Origin of the sequence: Bacillus sp. FSL P4-0248 (genome assembly GCF_038593305.1) — a bacterium.
Taxonomy (GTDB): domain Bacteria; phylum Bacillota; class Bacilli; order Bacillales; family Bacillaceae; genus Bacillus; species Bacillus safensis.
Window position 1 is genome coordinate 3,514,514 of sequence record NZ_CP151983.1, and the last position, 23,464, is coordinate 3,537,977.

Annotated in this window: 21 protein-coding genes, 1 pseudogene and 2 riboswitches; of the genes and pseudogenes, 4 read left to right on the forward strand and 18 right to left on the reverse strand. The window is 41.7% G+C overall.

The window, feature by feature from the left end; genetic code table 11:
- Nucleotide 1: 1 nt before the first annotated feature.
- The 3 genes from NST65_RS18130 (at nucleotide 2) to NST65_RS18140 (ending at nucleotide 4,201) form a co-directional block, all read left to right on the forward strand.
- Complete coding sequence (locus NST65_RS18130; protein WP_342489203.1) at nucleotides 2–1,423, forward strand: four-carbon acid sugar kinase family protein; 1,422 nt, start codon at nucleotides 2–4, stop codon at nucleotides 1,421–1,423.
- Between the two features lie 50 nt (nucleotides 1,424–1,473).
- Nucleotides 1,474–2,793 carry a gluconate:H+ symporter gene (locus NST65_RS18135; RefSeq protein WP_024423918.1) on the forward strand — a complete coding sequence of 440 codons (1,320 nt, stop codon included), beginning with the start codon at nucleotides 1,474–1,476 and terminating at the stop codon, nucleotides 2,791–2,793.
- An 82-nt stretch (nucleotides 2,794–2,875) separates the two neighbouring features.
- Nucleotides 2,876–2,988: riboswitch (SAM riboswitch) on the forward strand.
- An 88-nt stretch (nucleotides 2,989–3,076) separates the two neighbouring features.
- Nucleotides 3,077–4,201: a 5-methyltetrahydropteroyltriglutamate--homocysteine S-methyltransferase gene (locus NST65_RS18140; protein ID WP_342489204.1), complete on the forward strand. Its 1,125-nt coding sequence runs from the start codon at nucleotides 3,077–3,079 to the stop codon at nucleotides 4,199–4,201.
- 53 nt (nucleotides 4,202–4,254) lie between these two features.
- Here the strand turns inward: NST65_RS18140 and NST65_RS18145 are convergent, their stop codons facing one another.
- The 11 genes from NST65_RS18145 to NST65_RS18195 form a co-directional block, all read right to left on the reverse strand.
- Nucleotides 4,255–5,673: a glycoside hydrolase family 1 protein gene (locus NST65_RS18145; protein ID WP_034281371.1), complete on the reverse strand. Its 1,419-nt coding sequence runs from the start codon at nucleotides 5,671–5,673 to the stop codon at nucleotides 4,255–4,257.
- Nucleotides 5,645–7,552 carry a beta-glucoside-specific PTS transporter subunit IIABC gene (locus NST65_RS18150; protein WP_034281372.1) on the reverse strand — a complete coding sequence of 636 codons (1,908 nt, stop codon included), beginning with the start codon at nucleotides 7,550–7,552 and terminating at the stop codon, nucleotides 5,645–5,647. Before NST65_RS18150 ends, NST65_RS18145 begins: the two co-directional genes overlap by 29 nt.
- A gap of 326 nt (nucleotides 7,553–7,878) precedes the next feature.
- Nucleotides 7,879–8,712 carry a PRD domain-containing protein gene (locus NST65_RS18155; protein WP_034281373.1) on the reverse strand — a complete coding sequence of 278 codons (834 nt, stop codon included), beginning with the start codon at nucleotides 8,710–8,712 and terminating at the stop codon, nucleotides 7,879–7,881.
- Nucleotides 8,713–8,947: 235 nt separating this feature from the next.
- Nucleotides 8,948–9,763 (reverse strand): YwqG family protein, encoded by an 816-nt coding sequence (locus NST65_RS18160; RefSeq protein WP_024427540.1) that lies wholly within the window; start codon nucleotides 9,761–9,763, stop codon nucleotides 8,948–8,950.
- Nucleotides 9,764–9,932: 169 nt separating this feature from the next.
- On the reverse strand, nucleotides 9,933–10,772 hold the full coding sequence (locus NST65_RS18165) for a methyl-accepting chemotaxis protein (protein WP_342489205.1): 840 nt from the start codon (nucleotides 10,770–10,772) through the stop codon (nucleotides 9,933–9,935).
- A gap of 149 nt (nucleotides 10,773–10,921) precedes the next feature.
- Nucleotides 10,922–11,656 carry an energy-coupling factor transporter transmembrane component T gene (locus NST65_RS18170; RefSeq protein WP_342489206.1) on the reverse strand — a complete coding sequence of 245 codons (735 nt, stop codon included), beginning with the start codon at nucleotides 11,654–11,656 and terminating at the stop codon, nucleotides 10,922–10,924.
- On the reverse strand, nucleotides 11,646–13,244 hold the full coding sequence (locus NST65_RS18175; protein ID WP_046312729.1) for an ABC transporter ATP-binding protein: 1,599 nt from the start codon (nucleotides 13,242–13,244) through the stop codon (nucleotides 11,646–11,648). Before NST65_RS18175 ends, NST65_RS18170 begins: the two co-directional genes overlap by 11 nt.
- Nucleotides 13,219–13,818: an ECF transporter S component gene (locus NST65_RS18180; RefSeq protein ID WP_061110279.1), complete on the reverse strand. Its 600-nt coding sequence runs from the start codon at nucleotides 13,816–13,818 to the stop codon at nucleotides 13,219–13,221. Before NST65_RS18180 ends, NST65_RS18175 begins: the two co-directional genes overlap by 26 nt.
- Nucleotides 13,815–14,501, reverse strand: a complete 687-nt coding sequence (gene tenA / locus NST65_RS18185; protein ID WP_025093767.1) for a thiaminase II — start codon at nucleotides 14,499–14,501, stop codon at nucleotides 13,815–13,817. Before tenA ends, NST65_RS18180 begins: the two co-directional genes overlap by 4 nt.
- 87 nt (nucleotides 14,502–14,588) lie before the next feature.
- A riboswitch (TPP riboswitch) is annotated at nucleotides 14,589–14,692 on the reverse strand.
- 56 nt (nucleotides 14,693–14,748) lie between these two features.
- On the reverse strand, nucleotides 14,749–15,876 hold the full coding sequence (locus tag NST65_RS18190; protein ID WP_326135198.1) for a hypothetical protein: 1,128 nt from the start codon (nucleotides 15,874–15,876) through the stop codon (nucleotides 14,749–14,751).
- 141 nt (nucleotides 15,877–16,017) lie between these two features.
- Nucleotides 16,018–16,674, reverse strand: a complete 657-nt coding sequence (locus tag NST65_RS18195; RefSeq protein ID WP_326135197.1) for a type 1 glutamine amidotransferase domain-containing protein — start codon at nucleotides 16,672–16,674, stop codon at nucleotides 16,018–16,020.
- 255 nt (nucleotides 16,675–16,929) lie between these two features.
- Between NST65_RS18195 and NST65_RS18200 the strand changes: the two genes are divergently transcribed.
- A complete protein-coding gene (locus NST65_RS18200; protein ID WP_003214630.1) occupies nucleotides 16,930–17,094 on the forward strand; it encodes a hypothetical protein in 165 nt (54 codons plus the stop codon).
- A 34-nt stretch (nucleotides 17,095–17,128) separates the two neighbouring features.
- Here NST65_RS18200 and NST65_RS18205 read toward each other — a convergent pair whose 3' ends face one another.
- The 7 genes and pseudogenes from NST65_RS18205 to NST65_RS18235 form a co-directional block, all read right to left on the reverse strand.
- Complete coding sequence (locus NST65_RS18205; protein ID WP_034281380.1) at nucleotides 17,129–17,500, reverse strand: DUF1304 domain-containing protein; 372 nt, start codon at nucleotides 17,498–17,500, stop codon at nucleotides 17,129–17,131.
- Between the two features lie 5 nt (nucleotides 17,501–17,505).
- Entirely contained in the window at nucleotides 17,506–17,760 is a 255-nt protein-coding gene (locus NST65_RS18210; RefSeq protein WP_012011773.1) for an ORF6C domain-containing protein, read from the reverse strand.
- A 206-nt stretch (nucleotides 17,761–17,966) separates the two neighbouring features.
- The gene (locus NST65_RS18215; RefSeq protein ID WP_098677082.1) at nucleotides 17,967–20,348 is read right to left on the reverse strand and encodes an immune inhibitor A domain-containing protein; all 2,382 of its coding nucleotides are present in this window, start codon (nucleotides 20,346–20,348) and stop codon (nucleotides 17,967–17,969) included.
- Nucleotides 20,349–20,537: 189 nt separating this feature from the next.
- On the reverse strand, nucleotides 20,538–20,831 hold the full coding sequence (locus NST65_RS18220; protein ID WP_098677081.1) for a putative quinol monooxygenase: 294 nt from the start codon (nucleotides 20,829–20,831) through the stop codon (nucleotides 20,538–20,540).
- 25 nt (nucleotides 20,832–20,856) lie between these two features.
- A complete protein-coding gene (locus NST65_RS18225) occupies nucleotides 20,857–21,495 on the reverse strand; it encodes a nitroreductase family protein (protein WP_041118286.1) in 639 nt (212 codons plus the stop codon).
- A gap of 13 nt (nucleotides 21,496–21,508) precedes the next feature.
- Nucleotides 21,509–21,993 (reverse strand): annotated as a pseudogene (locus NST65_RS18230) (MarR family transcriptional regulator).
- A gap of 151 nt (nucleotides 21,994–22,144) precedes the next feature.
- A complete protein-coding gene (locus tag NST65_RS18235) occupies nucleotides 22,145–23,446 on the reverse strand; it encodes a pyrimidine-nucleoside phosphorylase (RefSeq protein ID WP_041087525.1) in 1,302 nt (433 codons plus the stop codon).
- Between the last annotated feature and the right edge of the window lie 18 nt (nucleotides 23,447–23,464).

Sequence of the window (23,464 nt, forward strand, 5' to 3'; positions counted from 1 at the left end):
CATGAAACAAAGCACTGACATACTGAATGCCATTCCGAAAGCAGATTCAAAGGCCATTCAATCAGCATACGAACAAGCACTGAGCAGCTTTCAGCATAAAGTTATTGTATTAGACGATGATCCAACAGGGATTCAAACCGTACATGGCGTCTCTGTTTTCACCGATTGGTCAGAGGAAAGCATTGAAGCTGGTTTTCTTGAAGATAGCCGCATGTTCTTTATTTTGACCAATTCTCGCAGTATGACAGAGAAAGAAACTGCCGCTGTGCACGAAACAATCGCTGCAACCATTGTAAAGGTGGCTAAACGGCTTAATCAGGACTTCGTCATTGTCAGCAGAGGGGATTCTACTCTTCGCGGGCACTTTCCGCTTGAAACTGAAGTACTCAAAACGACCATTGAACAGCAAAGCTCCCGCCATTTCGATGGTGAAATCCTTCTTCCTTTTTTCCAAGAAGGTGGACGCTTTACGATCGACAATATTCATTACGTACAGGAAGGACATGAATTAATTCCTGCTGGTGACACAGAATTTGCAAGAGACCGCACATTCGGCTTTCAATCATCTCATCTTGGAGAATGGATTGAAGAAAAGTCAGAAGGAATGTTCACAAAAGAGAACACGACCTACATTTCGTTAGCTGATCTGCGGGCTTTACGCATTGATCAAATCAAACATCAGCTCATGAGTGTGAAGGATTTCAAAAAGGTGGTTGTAAACGCGGTGGATTATGATGATGTCAAAGTCTTTGTCACCGCTCTCATTGAAGCCATTCAAGCAGGACAGCAGCTGATGTTCAGAAGTGCGGCGGCGCTCACAAAAGTACTTGGCGGTATAGGGGATCAAGCCTTATTAACAAGAGATGACTTGATACAAGAAGAAAGCCCTCATGGTGGTCTCATTATGGTCGGTTCTCATGTGAAAAAAACAACAGAACAATTACAAGCGCTTGAGCAAAATAAAGAGATGGCTTTTATTGAATTTAATACCCACCTCGTGTTAAAGCCTGATGCCTTTCGCGAAGAAATTGACCGCGTCATTCAGCAAACTGAAACACTGTTGGCAGCTGGTCAATCTGTGGCTGTTTATACAAGAAGAGAACGGCTTGATCTTGGGGATGATCGCCAAGAGGAAGAACTAAAACTCTCTGTACAGATTAGTGATGCTGTGACAAGTATTGTCCAGCGTCTCACCATTCGTCCTAAGTATCTTATTGCCAAAGGTGGAATTACCTCCAGCGATATTGGGACAAGAGGACTTAGCGTGAAACGTGCGACCGTGGCAGGTCAAATCAAACCAGGGATCCCTGTTTGGCAAACAGGAGAAGAAAGTAAATTCCCTTTCATGTCTTATGTGATTTTCCCGGGAAATGTTGGGGCAAAGGATACGTTAAAAGAAGCTGTAGACATACTTGAAGGATAAGGCATAGGGGGTTTTTGCGCCCCCTTATGCACCACAAAGGAGGAAAGATCATGTCATTAGTGTTTATTGGACTTGGCGTTTTGTTATTGCTGTTACTCATGGTTGTCTTTAAGTTAAACGCTTTCATTTCTTTGATTATTGTCTCTTTAATTGTTGCTGTGTTAGAAGGGATGACACCACTAGAAGCGATCGCTTCCGTCGAAAAAGGACTTGGCAGTACGCTCGGACATCTGGCACTCGTTCTCGGTTTTGGAGCGATGCTTGGGAAATTGATGGCTGATTCTGGCGGAGCTCAGCGGATCGCGATGACACTTATTGACCGATTTGGCATCGGAAAAATCCAATGGGCGACGATGCTGACTGGGTTTGTGATTGGAATTGCTCTATTTTATGAAACCGGATTCATTATCTTAATTCCATTAGTCTTTACAATCGCTCAAGCTGCAAGACTTCCTGTGCTGTATGTGGGTATGCCGCTCGTCGCTGCACTCATCACCACACATGGCTTCCTCCCTCCTCACCCAGGACCAACTGCCATTGCGAATGTCTTTCAGGCAAACATGGGACAAACTTTATTGGTTGGGATTATTTTAGCGATTCCTGCTGTTTTAGTAGGCGGACTTCTGTTTACGAAACTATTTAAAAAAGATCAGTTGCACGCACATATCCCAAAGAATTTATTTAATCCAAAGGAATTCACAGAAGAAGAAATGCCTAGCTTCGGCATTAGCATTTTCACTGCTGTTTTGCCTGTATTACTTATGACATTCAGAGCATTTCTAGAAATTTTCTTCCCATCCTCCCCATTGCTGCCAACCGCTGAGTTTTTAGGCGAACCGGCGATTGCACTATTAATCTCAGTGCTGCTTGCCATCTACACGTTTGGGCTTGGAAGAGGAAAGAGCATGCAGGATGTGATGAAGTCCATCACGGATTCTATCGGCTCTATTGCTATGATTCTATTAATTATTGCAGGCGGCGGTGCCTTTAAACAAGTGCTCATTGATAGCGGCGTCGATCAATACATTGCAGGAATCATGCAAGGAAGCACACTTTCTCCCCTGCTTCTGACTTGGCTCATTGCTGCTGTCCTTCGTGTTTCTTTAGGATCAGCCACTGTCGCTGGTCTCACGGCGGCTGGCATTTCTGCACCACTGATTGGCCTGACGGGTGTCAGCCCTGAATTAATGGTGATCGCAACAGGTGCCGGCAGTATTACGTTCTCTCATGTGAATGATGCGGGTTTCTGGATTTATAAAGAATACTTTAACCTATCAATGGCTCAAACTTTTAAAACGTGGACATTGATGGTCACCGTGCTTTCACTTGTCGGACTAGCTGGTGTTCTTGTCGCTGATTTGTTCATGTAGGAAATTAAATTGTAAAAACCATTGACTTTTCCCTGAAAACGTTGAATAATTGTGTTTATTAAGAAAATTGAATCAAAAGGTAACCTTATTAAGAGTGGTGGAGGGACTGGCCCTGTGAAACCCGGCAACCGCTGTTCCCAGGAACAGAATGGTGCTAATTCCTTAAGCAAGCAAATGCTTGTTTGAAGATAAGGCAGAGTTCTCACAGTATATGATGCTCTTCCTTATCTAAGGAAGAGCTTTTTTATTTGATTTTTTAACCTGAAGAAAGAAGGGATTCAGCATGACACAAGTACAAACCATTGGAAAGAAAACAACGAAACCGCCATTCCGCGCAGATCAAGTAGGAAGTTTACTTCGTTCAGAGCGCATCAAGGAAGCACGCAAGCAAAAAGCAGACGGTACGCTGACAGCAGAGCAGCTCCGACAAATTGAAAACGAAGAAATTACACGTATTGTAGAGAAGCAAAAAGAAATTGGGTTAGAGGTTGTCACAGATGGTGAGTTCCGACGTGCATGGTGGCATTTTGACTTTCTTGAAGGACTCGATGGAGTTGAAGGATTTGAAGCAGATCAAGGCATTCAATTCCATAACACAACGACAAAAGCTAGAGGTATCAAGGTAACAGGCAAGATCGATTTTACAGATCATCCAATGCTGGAGGATTATCGTTTCCTTCACAGCATCGCTGGTGATCATACGGCTAAAATGACGATTCCAAGTCCGAATATGCTCTTTTTCCGTGGAAAGCTTGAAGAAGGAGTGTATGACAGCTTAGAGGAATTCCACCATGATGTGGCACAGGCATATAAGAAAGCAATCCGTGCTTTTTATGATGCAGGCTGCCGCTACTTGCAGCTGGATGATACGGCATGGGCGGTGTTCTTTTCTGAAAAAGGCCACGAACAAATCAAAGCCTTTGGCCGTGAAGAAGATGAACTTCGTGAATCGTTTGCGAAGACAATCAATGAAGCTGTTGCTGACCGCCCAGAGGATTTGGTGATTACGATGCACATTTGCCGAGGTAACTTTAAATCAACTTGGGCAGCTGAAGGTGGTTACGAAGCAGCAGCAGAAACAATTTTTGCCGGCTTAGATCTTGATGGTCTCTTTTTAGAGTTTGACGACGATCGTTCTGGCGGATTTGAGCCCCTTCGATATGTGAAGAACCCAAATCTTCAAATCGTACTAGGCCTTGTCACTTCAAAATATGGAGAGCTTGAGCCAGGTGAACAGATTAAAAAACGTATTGAGGAAGCGGCTCAATATGTAGACATTAACCAAATCTGTTTGAGCCCACAATGCGGATTCGCCTCAACAGAGGAAGGCAACCTGTTAACAGAAGAGCAACAATGGGAAAAGCTGCGTCATGTGATTGAGATTGCAGATCAAGTGTGGACTTCGTAGTCCCTCAGAGTAGAAAAAAGACAAACCGCAGTATGGCGGTTTGTCTTTTTCTTTTATGCATCCAAATGTTCACCATTCGTCGCAATCACTTGTTTATACCAGTCAAAGCTTTTCTTTTTCTTTCTATCTAATGTACCGTTTCCTTCATTATCACGGTCGACATAAATGAAGCCGTAGCGTTTTTTCATTTCAGCCGTTGATGCGCTGACAAGGTCAATTGGGCCCCAGCTTGTATAACCGATCAGGTCAACTCCGTCTGCAATCGCTTCTCTCGCCTCTAGCAAATGGCTTCTGAGGTAATCAATTCGGTAATCGTCTTGAATGGATCCGTCTTCTTCTACTTGATCGACAGCACCCAATCCATTTTCTACGATAAACAATGGCTTTTGGTAGCGGTCATACAGCTGATTCAGTGTTGTACGAAGTCCTTTCGGATCAATTTGCCAGCCCCAATCACTTGCTTCTAGATAAGGGTTTTTCACACCTTCAAATAAGTTACCGCCAGTCACTTGTCCAAGAATCTCTGGATCTGTACTTGTCACAAAGCTCATATAATAGCTGAAGCCAATATAGTCCACTGTATGGTTTCTTAAAATATCTTCGTCCCCTTCTTGGAACTCGATGTTGATGTCATTTTCAAGGAAATAACGTTTCATGTAACCTGGGTAATAACCTCTTGCCTGTACATCTGAGAAGAACAATGTTTTACGGTCTTGCTCAATTGCAGCAAACATATCTTCTGGTCTTGAGCTGTACGGATAAGTTGTCATCGCTGCAATCATACAGCCGATTTTCGCATCAGGAATGATTTCGTGTCCTGCTTTGACAGCCAAAGCACTTGCAACAAATTGGTGATGCGCTGCTTGATATTGAATGCTTTTCTCGTCATCACCCTCTTCAAATACAAGTCCGCCGCCAGTGAAAGGCGCATGTAATACAACGTTGATTTCATTGAAGGTCATCCAATATTTTACTTTGTCTTTAAAGCGGGTGAACAATGTTTTCGCGTATGTTTCATAAAGATCCACAAGCTTACGGTTTCTCCATCCGCCGTAGTTTTTCACAAGTGCGAGCGGCATTTCATAGTGAGAGATGGTGACAACTGGCTCAATTCCATGCTTATGCAGTTCATCAAATACTTTTTCATAAAAAGCGAGGCCTGCTTCATTCGGTTCCGCATCGTCGCCATTTGGGAAAATACGCGGCCAAGAAATGGATAATCTGAAGCACTTGAATCCCATTTCTGCAAAGAGTGCAATATCTTCTTTATAGCGATGGTAGAAATCGATTGCATCATGATATAAGTTAAGGTCTTTCATTGATTCATCGAATGGGTGCATAATACCATTTGGTGATACATCAGCTGTCGATAAGCCTTTTCCATCTTGATTATATGCGCCTTCAACTTGGTTGGCTGCAACAGCGCCGCCCCATAAGAAACCTTTAGGAAATGTTTTTTCTAACTTGTTCATGTTGAATACCCTCCTCTTTTTCTTCTACACTGACTGTAAGCAGTGTCTCTTTCACTGTAATCGTTCCATCTGTTTTCGCATCAACTTGTGCAAAATCGTTTGTGTTGGTGACAATAACAGGTGTGGTGACATCATAGCCTTCTTGCTGAATGCCCTCGATATCAAAATCAATGAGTACATCTCCTGCTTGAATCAGATCACCTGACTGCACATGACTTGTAAAATACTTTCCGTCAAGTTTTACCGTGTCAATCCCCACATGAATGAGAAGTTCTGTACCTTGTTCACTCTTCAAACCAATGGCATGTTTTGTGTGGAAAATGGTTTCAACCTTGCCGTTGAAAGGTGCTACAACACGCCCAACTGTTGGTACAATGGCTGCACCTTTACCCATGATTTCATTAGAGAATGTTGCATCATTTACTTGATTGAGCGGCTTTAGTTGACCTTCAAGCGGGCTTTGTACCACTTCATTTTGAAGTGCTGCTGTGTCTTTCTTTTCTTCTGGTTTGTCTGCTTTTGTATCATCTTTCACTGGTACATCTTTGAATCCGAGAACAAGTGTCATGATCGTTGCTACGACAAAGGCGATTACTAAGCCGATGATTGAGTAGACAAATGTTGGTCCAATGAATGTTGGGAGACCTGGAAGGCCTGCTGATCCAGATATCACATATGATTTTACTTTAAAGATTGACATGAACACGCCGCCTGCTGCTGCACCAATAAGGGCTGCAAGGAACGGTTTTTTCAATCGCATGTTCACACCATACATAGCAGGTTCAGTAATACCCATTAAGGCTGTGATACTTGTAGACATCGCCAATGATTTAAATGTTTTGTTTTTTGATCTTAAGAAGACACCGAATGCTGCGCCTGCTTGTGCCATATTTGCTACAAACATCATTGGAAGAATGAAGTCAAAACCGTTTAACGTAATGTTGTTGATCATGATTGGAAGCAGTGCATAGTGCATGCCCGTAATGATCAATGGTGACATGAAGCCGCCGATCAAGAGTCCGGCCAAAAGACCTGCATGTTTGAACAATAAATCAATTCCACCTGAAAGGCCACTTCCGATAATCCCGCCAAGCGGTCCAACCGCGATGAGCATAACTGGTACAACGACTAGAAGTGTGACGGTTGGAACAAGGATGATCTTTAATGATTTCGGACTATATTTTTCTGCGAATCTTTCAACATATGAACCAAGCCAGATGGTGAGTAGAATTGGAATCACCGATGAAGAGTACACAACGGCAACCACTGGCAAGCCTAGAAATTCTGTATTTCCCGCGCCCAGTAAAGCGGTTAACTGCGGGTGCAGTGCTGCTGCTGCAATGGCAGCCGCGATATACTGATTTGTGCCAATTTTTTTGGCTACGCTTACAGCAAGCAGAATCGGTAAGAAGTAAAAGGCTCCATCTCCGATGGCTGTTAAAATCGCATACGTACTGCTTTTATCTGATATCCACTGGAATGTGAGCATCAGTGCCAAAATCCCTTTGATCATACCGGCCCCAGCGATGGCTGGAAGAATCGGTGTGAAGACACCAGAGATAAAATCGAAAAGCTTTGATATCACATTTTGCTTTGACGCTTCTTCTGTACCGCCTGACTTTACATCAGATGATAGACCTGAGTCAGCGATCATCGCTTGATAGACATTTGAGACATCATTGCCGATAATGACATGATATTGGCCTCCGCTTTGATTCACGCCCATGACGCCATCTGTTGATTGCAGCTTCTCTTTATCTGCCTTGCTTTCATCGTATAAGTTGAAGCGAAGTCTTGTCATACAATGCGTAACTTGCTTAACATTCTTTTCACCGCCGACAAGTTCTAGCACTTCTTTTGCTGTTTGTTTGTGGTTCATTGTATTACCCTCCAAACGTTGATTTCATCTTGATATAGAAAAAACCTAAACATCCATTAATGTCCGAGAAATAGCGATTCAGACATTAATCGATATTTAGGTTTTGCCTGCTTAACCAGTAACAATCCTTCATAGCGATTGATCGTTATTTAATTTTTATAAGTCTTTAGATATAAAAAAACCTAAATCACGCCTTATCATAGATAGGGACAATGATTTAGGTTTTGCCTGCTTGACCAGTAACAATCCTAAAAGATTGTGGTTATTTAGTTTATAGTTATAAATTATCATGTTAATTTTGTGATGTCAACGCTTTCTTTTTGAATTTATTTTCTTTTTATTACTCTGTCTATATGCAAAGTTAAATATAGCATTTCATCTTCTATGAGACTTCGGTTGTATTCTTTTTGAACATAATCGTTAATTTTTTCTGCGCACTGAAAAGCTGCGGTGTTTTTCTCTTTTACCACTTCATACAGAAACTCGTTTTGATTTTCCATCTGTGTTTCGTTAAACAGACGCTGACCAAAAAACTTCAAATGCGTAACAAAACGGAAATAATTTAATGATTCCTCGTCCAAATCAATTTGAAAGTGATACTTAACGATGTTTAAAATGTCTTGAATGAGTTTGGTGATTTGAATAACGTTTGGCATTTCTTCATTGAGCTCTGCATTGACAATATGCATGGCAATAAAGCCGGCTTCATCCTCAGGAAGATGGATGCTCAGCTTGTCCTCAATGATCCGAATAGCTTCTAAACCGCATCTGAACTCATCTTTATACAGCCGTTTGATTTCCCAGAGCAAGGCATTTTTGATGTCCATTCCTTTTTGATGACGTTCAATGGCAAAGGTGATATGATCCGTCAGCGTCACATAGATGCTGTCATTTAAATTTTTGTTAAGGGTTGTTCTCGCATGCTCAATAATCGCCTCACACACTTGCATATACTCGATTGGAATATCATAAAGCAGGGTTTTGAATTTTTCTGATATATCTTTATTTTGAATAGAAAATACTTTTTCGATTCGTTCTTCGTCAATCGGGTCTCCGCTTTTCTTTTGAAACGCGATCCCTCTGCCCATAATGACCAGCTCATGCTGCTCGTCATCATACGCACTGACAACATTATTATTGATTACTTTAGAAATGATCAATTGATACCCCCCAGTACATTCCGCTTTTTCGAGCATTTTATCGTTGATTCATATGTCATGTTATTATTATTTTCAAAAAAGAGGACTTTAAGATGATTTTACATTTTTTTTTGATCCGGTCAACTAGAAAGAATGACATATTACCTCTCAAAAATGACGAAATAGGGGCAAAAAAGTCTAAAAACATACACAAAAACACTCTATAAAGAGTGTTTAAAGTGTGTTTTTTACAAAATCAGGAGCAGTCCCAATTATAGACGACATTCTCGAAATTTTTTCGTTTAAGGTCTTCTGGTTTGATAAAAAAGTTGGCAATACCGCAATCTCCCCACATCAAATCTACTTCATCATCTGAGTCAATTTGTAATAATAGAACGGTATGTTCTTGATCTACATAGGTACGCGGGTCTTCTTGTGTAAACCCTGGGTACCCGCCCAATTTGTGACCAAAGCCACTCGCTGTTTCATAAAATTCATCCAGCAGGGCATCTGCTTCATCGCCATTAACACCTTCTGCATCTTCGAATAGGTCCCAGCTGTTCTTTCCTGTGACTTTTTCAAAGCGGAAATCTCCTACACTGATCGTTTCGCTTGATAATTCACCTGTAATTGCGCCTTCCTTCGTCACAGGAAAATAAAAATCGTCTGGAATTTTCACAAAAGAAAAATCAGTCATTAACTCTTCTTCTGCCAAGAAAGGTTCCTCAATAAATTTGATGCGAAAATCTTTTTGCTCTGTTTTATGGTCAATATTCATCCCATAAAGATCATCATGCACAGAAATAAAAACTTGCAAAAGTCCTGTTTCTGGATAATCCTTCACCTTGGGCAGCTGGCCGAAATTAATTTGCGCCAAAAGTTTCATAGGATGTCCTTCGCCGTCAACTGGATATTCGTCGTTTTTTGGAAAATAAGGATCACCAGCTATTTTGCTGTCGTATGGTCCTGTTTTTCCTTGTTTCATCTGCAATTGAATCATTGGTTTTTCCGTTTCATCTAACAACGGACGGTAGGGTGCAAGTATTTCTTTCAGCTTCGCTGATTGTGTCACGATGATCTTCCTCCTTATGAATAGGTCTAATGACAAAACTAGTCTCTCTTTTTCTATCATACAGAAGTGTATCCTGCCTGTCAGCGATAAAACGGTCATAATCCTAACAAGTTTCTCACCTTGAAATGATAAAAAAACCTCCGATTCAGCTGGAGGTTTTGTCGTTCTTTTATTTCACTTGATAGTTTACTAAGTCGTTTGCTAATGCTTTCATCGTTTCGTTTGTTTCGTGAAGACCTTCAATAATTTTCGTAAAAGTGCCTACTAGTTCTGCTTGATGCTCAGAGGAAGCGACAATTTGCGCAATTTCTTCTTCCATTCCTTTGATCGACCCCTGCACATCTTTTAGGGCTGTTTCAATATCAGTCGTCGCCTGTTTCGCATGAGTTGACAGCTTTCTCACTTCTGTTGCGACCACTCCAAAGCCTGCTCCTGCTTCCCCTACTCTTGCAGCTTCTATTGATGCATTGAGTCCAAGTAAGTTCGTTTGATCAGAGATACCTTTGATGAGATTGGACACTTGATTGATTTTAGAGGAATTTTCGACAGTGGTTTTCGTATTTTGTAGAATTTGTTCACTTGTCGCTTGTAGTTCCTCTGAATGTGCGGCAACCTGCTGTACCATTGCGACTAATTTTTCGGAAGCTTCGTTGCTCTCCGTCATGATGTGATCTAATCGTTGTTGATTCGTTTGGTCATATGCCACACAGAAGGCAGCAACCACTTGACCTGATTCATCATTAATTGGAACGGCTACGATATCCATTGGAATCCCGTATACTTCTTTCGGAATTTGGATAAACGATGGTTCTCTCCCATTTTTCAGCATCGCAAAGTTTTGGAATCCAGCATCTAGTGCATCACCAGCTTTAAATCCTAAATCAATATTCCCATGCTGCTGATAGTAAAGAACCTTCTCTTTCCCTAAAATAGAAAAGGTTAGCTGCTCTCTCATAGCGAGTCCAATGATTGGTAAAGCGTCTATTATGTTATCGATTCTCTGTGACATTCGCTTACGTTCATCCTCTCTTTTTCTAGTACACCTTCTTTATCGGTTCGTTATATGATCTATTACAGCCTGTAATGTGTACTAATATCAATCAAATGACCTAAGACATATAAAAAGCCCACATTCTATCAAGAGAATGTGGGTGTTTTTTAAACAAAGTAAATGCACATGAAGACACTGATACCGATGAGAAAAAGATACATATAGTCAATCCATGAGGTGCTGATGATATGATAATACGTTCGCTCTCTCGTCCCTGTGAAGCCCCTGACTTCCATTGCAATCGCTAAGCGTTCTGATTTTCGTACGCCTTGCGTAAAAAGGGGCAATGCATAACGCATAAAGGCTTTCCAGCTGTTTTTTTGCTTGTAGCCTCTGATTTTGTGTGCAGCTTTCATTTGTTTTAATTCACTTTGAAATAACGGAATAAACCGGAAGCCGGCAAGCATGCCATACGCCCATTTTGGGGACATTCGGCATTGATGAATCAGACTCATCATAAATGCCGTCAAATCTGTTGTGGACGTAAAAAGGAGACCAAATGTCACAAATCCCAGCATTCTAAAAGCGATGGTGAGCCCATTTCTTAAACTCTCCTCTGTGATATGAAACCACGCCCACTTCCAAACGGTATGATCCCCCTTGCCGAAGGCCGCCATCATCCAAAAGACGAGAATAAAAAAGAGCAGATAAGGGACAAGCCTTGTAACGAGATACTTCATATTCCATCCACCTAAAACAAGTCCAATGCCAAGAGCAAACAGCCAAATGATAAAGGTAGTTTTAGGGTCAGAAATCGACATGAGACAGCCCATCGCAAGCAGATGAGCGAGTAATTTCATGACTGGATTCACAGTAGAAAGAAAGGATTGATTACTTTGCAATCGTCAGCACGTCCTTTCTTTCTGCCACATAGCGATAATGTAAAGGAGCTCTCAGCTGATAAGCATCGACAAGTTCTTGATTTGAAAATAAATCATAAGGGGTGCCATCATAAACATGCTTCCCTTGATGAAACAGAAGCACTTGATCGGCACACTCATCGACAAGCTCCATATCATGTGTGACCATCACAATGGTCGTACCTTGGCGCTGACGCTCTTTTAAACGCCTCATCAATTCCTTCGCCGTTTTTTCATCCTGCCCGAAAGTCGGCTCATCTAACAGCAATACATCTTGATCAAAAAGGAGCATCGTGGCAACACTTAATCTTCTTTTTTGCCCTAAGCTTAAGGTGAAGGGATGTGCTTTTGCATGATTCTCTAAACCGAACTCTTTCAGCAGCTGAACCGTTTTTTCTTGTACGACTGATTCTGGCCAGTTTCGCTGTCTGCCGCCAAAGGCAATTTCATCGAATACTGTGTCTTGTATAAATTGAAGCTCCGGATTTTGAAACACAAAGCCTGCTTTTTCATATAGTTCTCGGTCTGACCACTTTTTTAGGAGTGTATCTTTTAAGAAAATGTGGCCTTTTTTCGTTGGCTCTAAACGAACCAAATGTTTGAGAAGTGTACTTTTTCCACTTCCATTTTCCCCAATGATCGCCACCCAATCCCCTGATTTGATATCAAGCTGGAGATCACTCATAATCCTTTTTTTCCCGTAGCTTAATTGAAGATTTTCTGTACGAATCATTGTCTTTCGTTCGATTGATGGCACTTTTTCTCGCTGCTCTTTTCGTGTTTTAAAAGTTTGCATAAAGGTTTGACTCAGTGGATGAAATGGATCTTGAATGATCGTGGACCATTTCTCGGGAAATAATTTGGGCCGCCAAATTCCAGCCTCTTTCATTTCTTCCTCATATGCCGTGAGCACATCTTTTGGAGCTCCATCTGCTAAAATGCTGCCTTGATCATCTAATAAAATCACCCGGTCCATCCATTCGATGACACCGTCAAGCACATGCTCTACAAAAATCATGGTCTGCTGCTGACCGGCTGCAAGCTGCTGCAGCAGTTGAAATATGTCCATTCTACCTGCCGGATCAAGCTGTGCGGTTGGTTCATCAAAGAATAGAACATCCGGCTGTAATGCGAGTAAACAAGCAAGTGCCAATCGCTGCTTCATGCCGCCAGATAACGTGTGAATCTCTGTATGCGGATCGACATTCAGTTGGACTTTTTGCATGAGCTGCTGAATGGTGTCATCCATCTCTTCACGAGGGACGGAACGGTTCTCTAAGCTAAAGGCAATTTCTTCATTGACGCGGTGCATACAAAACTGAGAGTCTGGATCTTGAAACATGACGCCTGTATGTCTTTGTAACACCACTTCGCCCTGCATGTCTGCTTCCACATGCTCTGGAATGATTCCAGCCAGAACCGAAATGAGCGTAGATTTCCCGCTTCCGCTCGGTCCTAAAATAAGCACCTTTTCCCCTTTTTGAATCGTAAGGGAGATTTGATGCAAAACGGGCTTAGGCTGTTCATAAAAACGGACAGAGAGTTCATTGCACGCGAGAAATGAATTCATGCTGTTCACCTTTGTTTCGTTTTTCTTTCATGATGGCATATTGATTCAGTACACCTGTTTTGGATAGTGCGTCCACCACCACTTTCGCAAGGCAGCCGCCAAGTATCATTCCACTAATGATTTGAGTCACAAGCGTCATAAGTAAAACTTGAGGCGTGTAATATCCAAAGCCATTTGCCACGAGACTGTAAGACATCGCTCCGATAGCGGCAAAGGCACCAGAGAGCATCAGTGTCCACATGCGATACCGTTTATAACCAAAAAGAGCAAAGGCGATTTCTGCCCCAAGCCCTTGGCATACACCAATCAGCAGAGCTGAAAGTCCAAAGTGGCTTCCTGTCAATAATTCCACAGCAGCGGCGGCTGTTTCCGCAATCAGAGCAGCTCCCGGCTTTTGAATGATATATGCAACGATTGGACTGGCAATGACCCATATTCCAAACATGATGTTGCCTCCTGCTGGGCCAACAAGTGCTGTAATCGGTAAGTATAGCGTGGACCATCCTAAATAGATCACACCGCATGCAACGGATAAAATCACCGCAAGAACGACTTCTTTCATCTTCCATGTCATGATGAATGCACCTCCAGTTGAACTGGCCACTCTTCAACAGTGAAGGCCATTTCCCAAAACTTGTACTCGAGCTGGCAGCTTAAGATAAAATGCTGTTTCATTTTTTCCTTTTCCTTCTCACTTGCTGCTTCCGCCAACTGATCGAGCCGCTTGCAAAGCTCACCTGTAACAGAATCGGTTAATCCTCCATAAAACGTGATCCACTCATAAAACGGATGTGACGGGTCCGGCTGCACATCTGTAAGCATTCGTTTCCCTATTTCCCAATATGTCCAAGGACATGGAAGCAGGACAGCGATGATTTCACCAAGCGTGCCTTCTTGCGCAACTTGCAGCATGTGATGAATATAGTGATGAGCACTCGGAGCCAAAGAAGCACCTTGGAGCTCATCATATGCTACTCCTGCCACTCGGCAAAGGTTTTGATGAGGGTGCGTCTCACTATCTAGTACAAACGCAATCTGCTGATGGAAAAACGCAATATCCTCTCTGTCTGTACATCTGCTGAGCGCTGCTGCATAAATTTTAATGAATGCTTGTAAGTATTCTGCATCTTGTTTGACGTAATGAATGATTTGTTCCTTTTCCAGCTTTCCTGCTGCCAGGCCTCTGACGAACGGATGCTGATAAATGGCTTCAAATAACGGTTCTGCTTCTTTCCTTAATTGCGTAGAAAATGTCATAAAAAAAGCCTCCTCTTCTTCAGTTGAATAAATGAAAAAGCCACCCCAAATGGAGCGGCCTTCTTATCAATTCAATCATGAATAAGACAAGGTCCAGCTCCACTTCCCTCCGCTAGTACGAACTAGATCAGGTTCAAAGGGTCCAAGATTTTCTCTTGTCTCAGTCATACATGACTCCCCTAGTGGACTTTTGTCATTTAATTATCTTTACTCTACACATGTGGCGATTTGATGTCAACCGCCTTTCTTAATTCAACGTTCTGATTGTTGGCAGCTTCTCGATCCCTGCAGCATAGTAGAAATTCAGCACACTGAAGAAATCAATCGGCTTTCCTGTTTTTAAATCTACAGCTAAAATATGATCACCGTAATTTGTCATATCATCAATATCTAAGCGTCTTGGTGTTGTCTTCCCGAGTGTATCAACAAAGGTATCATGGTAATATTGCCCGCTTGCATATGATGATTGATGGTACATAAACAATGTCTCAACATCTAAGTAAACGAGGATGGCTTCTGAGGAGCTCGCATAAGGAGCTGAGTATGACACAGGAGCCGAAATGTTTTTTACTTTCACACTTGAGATTGAATGAGTTCTTTGTTCGTATTTTCCATCATAAGAGAAATAAAAAACACGCTCCCATTCATAATTTGCTGTCTTTGTTTGCTTATTGTATACTTTTGTACCATTTGCAAATACATCACCGTTTGCATACTCAGCTACAAAATATTGCAAGGTGGACGAAAGAGATACAGCCCCCGTGAAATTGGGCGGGTTTTTTGCATTTACTTGTATCGTGTAGGAATCTCCAAATTCTCCGGCGCTTGTAATACCGAATGCATAATCACCTGCTGGTAAGTTGGTCAATCCAAGCAGGCTGCCTGCCGGTTGAATCAAATCTGTCGGGTAGGCTTGTCCTGTTTCATAATCAACAACAAATAATTGAACAAAATAATCAGGGTTTGAAGAGGTAATCCGGCTGATGAGTGCCTGAGGTGAAGATGTGCTTAAAAACCATAAATCAACTGGGTCGTCCTCTGTTAAGACAGCCGATTGATTAATAGCTAGTCCATCAATGGAGCGAACGGCAGACGTGCGCATTTTGCCTTCTTTAGCAGCTTTTCGTTTGATACTGATTCCTTTCTTCTTATTCACTTTAAATGATTTTTTCACTTGCTTCTGTTGAATAGCGGTTCCTTCATCCTGCTTTTCAAACGATTCTTGCACTTGCTGAATCGCTTTTTCCGTCAGTGGTGATATTTTCCCTTCTGATTTCGGTGCTTCTTCTGCTTTTAATGCTGGTGACAACAAACCTGTTGCGACGAGTAAAACAGATAGTAAAGCTGCGGTGATTTTGACATAAAATGCTCTCACAGGAACATCCCCTTTTTCCTCATTTGGGTTTTTTACCCTGTGATTATTTTACCATTATTCTATTTATTGTTTTGGTCTTTTTTGGGACATTTTTATAACAAAAAAACCAGCCGCATGAGTCACGACTGGTTTTTGATCGTTTTATGCAATGGTTTTGACAAACAAGCGTGCTGTTTCTGCACTTGATCCCGGGTTTTGTCCAGTGATGATTTGTCCGTCAACGACAGCAAATGGCGCAAAGGCGTCTCCTTTTTCAAACGCTGCCCCCTGCTCACGAAGTTTTGTTTCCAATAAAAATGGAACTTTTGATGTCAGCTGCACGGCTTCCTCTTCTTCGTTTGTGAAGCCTGTGATTTTTTTGCCTTCGATAAATGATTTGCCATTATGGTCCTTCACATCAACGAATGCTGAAACGCCATGACAAACGGCTCCGATCGCACCATTTTTATCTGAAACTGCTAAGATCGCATCCGCTACCAGTTGATTAGACGCAAAGTCGATCATAGGGCCGTGCCCTCCAGCAAAGAAAATTCCGTCATAATCAGCGGGATTCACATCTGTAAGCGCCTTTGTGTCTTGAAGTAATTCATATACATCTTGATATTGCGTTGGGACACCTTCAGGAATTGAATTTTTGTCAATTGGTACAGTGCCACCTTGAATAGAGACAATTTGTACTTCTAGTTCATTTTCTTTAAAAATATGAAATGGCTCTGCCAACTCTTCTAGCCATAAGCCTGTTGGATGTCCATTCATTTCTGGGCTGCTTGTCGATACTAATAACACTTTCTTACTCATCTTGATCATCCTTTCGATTTATCCTGTGGTTATTTTATATTTTGCACAATTAAATATCAAGCAATATGACTTTAGGCCAGCTCATTATGTTATACCCGATTTTCTAAAAAATATGGTATGACTCGAAATCTAATCAATATGTCACATTCTATTGGTAGGGAATTTCATGTAAAATTGTCATTGAGTGATATAATATGAGGAAAGATTGACAGATCTCTCGTCACATGAGGGGATTTTTAAAGGAGTGGAAAAGAGATGAAAACCTATTCGATTGTGATGATCATCATCACGCTCTGTATTATATTGGCCGTCTTTTTGATGAACCTAACGGGGGTCATGTACGGAAAAATCATTTTGGCCGTTGCCGTTGCCCTTTGTCTGACATCCATTATTCGTTTGATGGGTCTTCGAAAAAGATAAAAGCCGCCCTCACCAGGGGCGGCTTTATTTAAGATTAGATCGCCAGCATCAGTGCAATGAGTGCAAGCAGTGCTGGTACTCCTTGTTTGATGATAATTGATTTATTGGATGTTACACCGCCAAATACTGCTGCGATGATCACACAAAGAATGAAAAACAGCTGAATCATATATCCAACGGTATTCGATCCAAGAATGAGCCCCCAAATGAGTCCTGCAGCTAAAAACCCGTTATAAAGCCCCTGATTGGCAAACATTACTTTGACATTTGGATCTTTTTGCAAGTGTTCTGGCAGCTTAAAAGACCGCTTCGCCATCTTTGATTCCATAAAAAACATTTCTAATAACATGATGACAATGTGTTCTAATGCGACAATTCCTACTAAAATCATTGCTAAAATATTCAATTTAGTTAATTCCTTTCTGATAGACGGTCACGAATCTCTATTTTGTCCGTGTATAAATCAAAGTCTTGTATTAATTCTAGTGCTTCTGTAAAGCGACTTTGTGGAATGTCTTTCATTTTTCTCACGCCGAATTCCTTTTTAATAAAAGCCATGATGGTATTGATATGAAGCTTACCGTGGCCATCATACTCCAAATGGCTGCAAAAAGTCTGCATCGTCCCTCGAATCACCTTTAATTGCTTGGCAGTGACACAACTCATTGGTAACGCTCATCCTTTCCTTTGTTTTAACAGCTAAAAAGAATCTTGGTTGAAAGAAAAACCTTCCAGTGTCTATTATATAATGGTTTCATTCGGATATCAAAATAAAAAAGAACAGACATTCGATTTAAAAAACAATCGTGCCCTCACAATCCTTTTCTCACATATCAAAAAGCCGGATTCAATGGTAGAATCCGGCTTTCTATTTAGTTACTTTTCGAAATTAATACCTTTCCAACAGAACGATCCTTACTTTGTCCAACGACTTTAAAGGATAACCCATATGTCGGTACATCGCGTCCTGCATCTGGGTTGTTTGGATTCACATAGTTCTTTTTATCACTAAATGTACGAGCCGGTCGAATGTAGCGATCTTGCAAAGTTAAGCCCGTTGTTGCTGTATAATCTATATTCAGCTTCGTACTTGGATTCAAAGAGAATGCTGCATCATGTACTTGGAACCCTGTGGCGGCAATGGAACCGTCACTCCATTTTAATACTTGCTGATCTGCATCTACTACGCCAAGGAAGCCGTTCCCCGGATGTTTTCCTACCCAGTTATCACTGTATGATTGATCGACATACCAAACGACCAACCCGTTATTGTAGCTCATCAGACTTGCCCCGCGTTTAATATGCTTTAAGCCTTTATCGACATCAGCATAAGAGCGCCACTCTAGTAAATAGTATTGTGCTGCATATTGTTTTCCATTAGATTTTGAGAATCCATTAAAGGTAAAAGTAGACGTGCCCTCGGCATCATCTGACCATACTTTCGCTCCATCTGCGGTGATGTTCAGGTCATCTACGAATAAGCCTGGAAGTGCATAGCCTGCATCAGTTGTGTAACGGAATTGCAGGTCGATTTTCTTCCCTGCATAAGCAGACAGGTCAAAGGCTGCATCTACCCAGCCGTCTGATTTTCCGTCGATGCCATTGCCTTCGTTTGCACCTGCTTCATTTCGATCATTCGTGATGTTACCCGCGATGGTCTTCCATTGATCAGTCCCTGTTTCACGCACTTCGACATACGCATAATCATAATCTTCTTCAATATCGTACCATGCTTTAAATGTCAGCTCTGCTTTGCTTCCTTTTGACAAATCAATACCTGTTGTCGTCATGGTTGCATTCAAATTGTCACCCATTCCGCTGAAGTACGAATATTTCCCTTGAGCAGGTGTCGTGACGACAATCTCTTTATCTGGTAAATCGACTCGAACGGCATCATGGTTCGTTCCTTTTGTTGCTGCTTCATCAATTAATACTGTTTTGCTTTTCTTTAATGTTTTACCATCGATGGTTTGTCCAGAAAGCCAGTTGCCCCCATGCAGATTTTGAAGCATTTCTTTCGCATATGGGCTAAAGCCTGTTGGTTCCGTACCAGGAACTTTACCTGCCCAGCTTCCGCTTGACATGATCGACCAGTAAGAAACGGGCTCTCCTCTGCCTGTGTACTGTGTATCGTACTCGTCAGGAAGACCAAGATCATGTCCGAATTCATGTGTGAACACACCTGCTGCGCCATCTTCAGGCTCGATGGTGTAATCCAACGCGCCTAATTTCCCGCCTTGACCAACTTCAGATTCAGTATCCGGAATTTCAAATACATCACCAAGTGACCAGCGGTGTGACCAAATCGCATCAGCGCCAAGTTGTCCGCCGCCTGCTTCTTCACCTACGCCGGCGTGAACGACCATCAGATGGTCAATGATGCCGTCTGGCTCGTTATAAACCCCGTCGCCATCAATATCATAGCGATCCCATTGATCATACTCGCTGAGATCAATATTCGGATCTTTTGCTGCTGCTTCGAGTGCTTCTTTCACCAATTCGCGCGGTCTGCCGTCACTGCCTGAATCGTCAGGTACGTTCCCGCCGTAATAAGCTGCTTCATGCTTCGCTGTATACCATCCTGCAACTGTTCCACTAACTGTGTAACTGCCGCCAGACTGCTTTTCATAATATTGCTTCATGGATACTTTCCGTTTCCCATCTGGACCGATGTAGCCATTTTTTCCGAAAAGCATATCTTGATAGTGCTGTTGATCGTACTTGTCATAGTACATATCAGTCTCTTCTTTTTTGATACTATTATGCTTATAATCTTTAAAATCTACTAATAAAACCAATACTTTATCATTGCGGACGTCACCTTTATACTTTTCCTTTTTGACCGGTTTTACTTGATTGCCTTCTTTTCCTTTATGCTTCTTTAATTTTTTCTTTTTGGCAAGTTTGTTATGTACCTCTTGTTTGTATTCTTTCAGGAATTCAGGCTCTTCTGTTAAGGTGCTGGCACTTTGTTTCATTGCCGATTCTTCTTTTTTCTTTAGATAGTTCTTTAATGCTTTTTGGGTTTCTGCCTCATTGGCATTCTTTTTGATCTTTCCTTGTTTTTTCAAGGCTTTGATAAGACGGTCTTCATTCACGACACTTGAGTCAAATGGAATACCTGAATAATGACCGCCATCTGAGGATGTTGATTTTTCTGTGGTGTGGGCAGATAGAGGGGTGCTGAAAGCTGTCAATGTGCCTAAACTTAGGACAGCGGTTAGTGCAATTTTCGTCCATTTCCCTTTTTTCATATTGGTTCCTCCCTATTTTGGTAATAAATAATATCTAATTCTAGCATATTCCAATATAGTTAAGTCGAAAAACATTTTATTTTCAGAAATTTTGTGGAAAATGCACAATACGTGAATGAAATGGGTGGAACCATATGTCGAAAATAAAAGAACCCTAGGCGATAACCGCCTAGGGTGTTTGTTGTTTTTCTATGAAAGCTGCTGGCCTTGAAAGGCAACCACGTCAAGTGGAGCGGCTAAGAATTCTTTTGCCTTCGCTACGAAAGCCTGGAAATGAGCACTTGCATTATGGCTCTGAACCGCAACGTCATCTTTCCACACTTCTACCATTAAAAATGTATTTTCCTTTTCTGTATCCTTGAACAGCTTGTAGGAAACATTGCCTTCTTCAGCCTGTGAAGCTTTCATTAATTCGTTGATTTCTTCTAAAAATACGTTTTCTTTTTCTGGATGAATGGTCATCCCTGCATGAATAATGATCATGTGATCGTCTCCCTTTTTTTAAAAATTATTTCCACTCTGTGATACGGTCGATCGGTAAACGGTAAGATGCATAACCTTCGTCAGCCGCTTTCCCAATGGACAGAAGCATGACTGGTACATAACGTTCTTTATCCCATCCAAATGTTTCAGCGATGACTTCTTTATCATATCCGCCAATTGGATTTGTATCATAACCGTGTGCACGTGCAGCAAGCATAAGCTGCATAGACACAAGTCCACCGTCAATTAAGATTGTTTCACGATTCACTTGTTCTGGAAGAGCTTCAAAATGTGCAGTTAATGCAGCAATTTGTCTTTCTTTCACTTCTTGCGGCATGTAGCCATTTTCTACTGCTTTTGAATAAATTTCTTCTAAGTATTCATTGTTTTTCATATCTGCAAAAACTGCAATGACAGCTGCTGATGTTGACACTTGAGTTTGGTTGAATTTTGCAAGTGGTGCAAGCTTTTCTTTTCCTTCTGGGCTGTCAATCACCATGAAGCGCCAAGGTTGTGCATTTACTGATGATGGTGCAGTTGTTGCTTCTTCTAAAATCTCTGTCATTTCTTCTTTGCTGATTTTCACAGATGGATCATAGTTACGAATAGAGCGGCGCCCTTTCATAATTTCCATAAAATCGTTTGTTTTTAATGTTGTAGCCATGTGTAACACTCCTTTAGGTTGTTTGAATCTTTTCGATGTTTTGTTGTATACGGATGAGCACATCAGTGAGAAGCCTTCGTTCTTCTTCACTTACGTTTTCAAGCATTTCTGAGATAAATCGTTCTTTTTCTATTTTAGAAGCTTCGATTCTCGTTCTGCCTTCTTCTGTTAAGCGGACAAGTGTGACTCGATTATCTTCTGGTTTTCTTCTGCGTGTGACCATTCCTTTTGTTTCCAGCTGTTTTAAATGACGCGTCACAGCTGCACTATCAATATTTACTTTTTTCTGCAAATCTGATTGGCTGATTTCATCGGCTTGGAATAACAGCGATAGCAACTCAAGTCTTGATTGGCTGATGCCCGTACATGCTTCGAACTTCACGCCCATCATACGGTTCACGCACTGCAAACGATATAATACCTCTGCCTCTTCAGAGCAAAATGCAGTCAATGCCATCCCCTCTTTTCTATTCAGAAATCAATTACTTGATATATCAATCATTGACTCGTCAATTAATATACACCCATTGTTTGATGATTGCAAGAGGTTTGTTTCATAAAGTGAATTTTTTTATTTCAATAGAAAAAGACGAGCCTAAAATGACCATAAAAAAAGACAAAAGCGACGAATCGCTTTTGTCCTTTTTCTTTATTCAGTAATGACCGTGTGGATCAATGTTGGTGCATCGGCATGATCAGCAATGCGGATGTTGTCATAAATTTTCTCCATGACATTTGCAACATCTTCACGATTCGCATGCAGAGTCACAAGTGAATCTCCTTTTTCAACACGATCTCCCACTTTTTTGTTCAGCATGATGCCGACAGATAGGTCGATATCGTCCTCTTTTGTTGCGCGTCCTGCTCCAAGGATCATCGCTGCAACACCAATTTCATCCGCGACGATTTCAGCTACGACACCTGATTCTTTGGCAGGTACTTCGATTTTGTAAGGTGCTTGCGGCAGTTTTTCAGGCTGATCCACAATTGAGCTGTCTCCACCTTGGTTTTCTAAGAATTCCTTGAATTTCTCAAGTGCTTTGCCGTTTTTCATCACTTCAATCAGCTTTTCTCTTGCTTCATCAAGTGTGTCTGCTTTTTTCGCAAGAACGACCATTTGACTTCCTAATGTGAGCACAAGCTCGTTTAAGTCTTCAGGACCTTCGCCTCGGAGTGTGTCGATCGCTTCTTTCACTTCAAGGGAATTCCCAATCGCTAATCCTAGCGGCTGAGACATATCAGAGATGACCGCCATTGTTTGTCTGCCTACGTTGTTACCGATGCGAACCATGGCTTTTGCAAGCTTTTCTGAGTCTTCTGGTGTTTTCATGAAAGCACCTGCGCCTGTTTTCACATCAAGTACAATCGCATCTGCACCAGCAGCGATTTTCTTACTCATAATGGAGCTTGCAATAAGCGGAATTGAGTTAACAGTTCCTGTCACATCACGAAGAGCATACAGCTTTTTATCAGCTGGTGTCAGGTTGCCTGATTGCCCAATGACCGCTACTTTATGACGGTTCACGAGCTCGATGAATTCGTCTTTTGTAATTTCTACGTGGAAGCCTTTCACCGCTTCAAGCTTGTCCACTGTACCGCCTGTATGCCCCAGGCCGCGCCCAGACATTTTCGCAACAGGTACATCTAGTGCTGCAACAAGAGGGGCGAGTACAAGCGTTGTTGTATCGCCTACTCCGCCTGTTGAGTGCTTGTCTACTTTAATACCGTCAATGGCAGACAGGTCAATTGTATCTCCTGAGTTCGCCATAGCGAGTGTTAAGTCTGCACGTTCTTGATCCGTCATATCTTGGAAGAAAATTGCCATAGCCAAGGCACTTGCTTGGTAGTCAGGAATTGTTCCATCCGTATAACCTTTGACAAAGAAAGAAATTTCCTCTGAAGATAATTCTTTTCCGTCACGTTTTTTCGCAATGATATCTACCATTCTCATTGTTTTCACCATTCCTTT

Excerpts from the sequence above, each read along its gene's own strand:
- NST65_RS18130 (WP_342489203.1), top strand. The coding sequence starts at position 2 with ATGAAACAAAGCACTGACATACTGAATGCCATTCCGAAAGCAGATTCA.
- NST65_RS18135 (WP_024423918.1), top strand. The coding sequence starts at position 1,474 with ATGTCATTAGTGTTTATTGGACTTGGCGTTTTGTTATTGCTGTTACTC.
- NST65_RS18140 (WP_342489204.1), top strand. The coding sequence starts at position 3,077 with ATGACACAAGTACAAACCATTGGAAAGAAAACAACGAAACCGCCATTC.
- NST65_RS18145 (WP_034281371.1), bottom strand. The coding sequence starts at position 5,673 with ATGAACAAGTTAGAAAAAACATTTCCTAAAGGTTTCTTATGGGGCGGC.
- NST65_RS18150 (WP_034281372.1), bottom strand. The coding sequence starts at position 7,552 with ATGAACCACAAACAAACAGCAAAAGAAGTGCTAGAACTTGTCGGCGGT.
- NST65_RS18165 (WP_342489205.1), bottom strand. The coding sequence starts at position 10,772 with ATGTCACAGAGAATCGATAACATAATAGACGCTTTACCAATCATTGGA.
- NST65_RS18175 (WP_046312729.1), bottom strand. The coding sequence starts at position 13,244 with ATGAATTCATTTCTCGCGTGCAATGAACTCTCTGTCCGTTTTTATGAA.
- NST65_RS18180 (WP_061110279.1), bottom strand. The coding sequence starts at position 13,818 with ATGACATGGAAGATGAAAGAAGTCGTTCTTGCGGTGATTTTATCCGTT.
- tenA (WP_025093767.1), bottom strand. The coding sequence starts at position 14,501 with ATGACATTTTCTACGCAATTAAGGAAAGAAGCAGAACCGTTATTTGAA.
- NST65_RS18195 (WP_326135197.1), bottom strand. The coding sequence starts at position 16,674 with ATGAGTAAGAAAGTGTTATTAGTATCGACAAGCAGCCCAGAAATGAAT.
- NST65_RS18200 (WP_003214630.1), top strand. The coding sequence starts at position 16,930 with ATGAAAACCTATTCGATTGTGATGATCATCATCACGCTCTGTATTATA.
- NST65_RS18210 (WP_012011773.1), bottom strand. The coding sequence starts at position 17,760 with ATGAGTTGTGTCACTGCCAAGCAATTAAAGGTGATTCGAGGGACGATG.
- NST65_RS18215 (WP_098677082.1), bottom strand. The coding sequence starts at position 20,348 with ATGAAAAAAGGGAAATGGACGAAAATTGCACTAACCGCTGTCCTAAGT.
- NST65_RS18220 (WP_098677081.1), bottom strand. The coding sequence starts at position 20,831 with ATGATCATTATTCATGCAGGGATGACCATTCATCCAGAAAAAGAAAAC.
- NST65_RS18225 (WP_041118286.1), bottom strand. The coding sequence starts at position 21,495 with ATGGCTACAACATTAAAAACAAACGATTTTATGGAAATTATGAAAGGG.
- NST65_RS18235 (WP_041087525.1), bottom strand. The coding sequence starts at position 23,446 with ATGAGAATGGTAGATATCATTGCGAAAAAACGTGACGGAAAAGAATTA.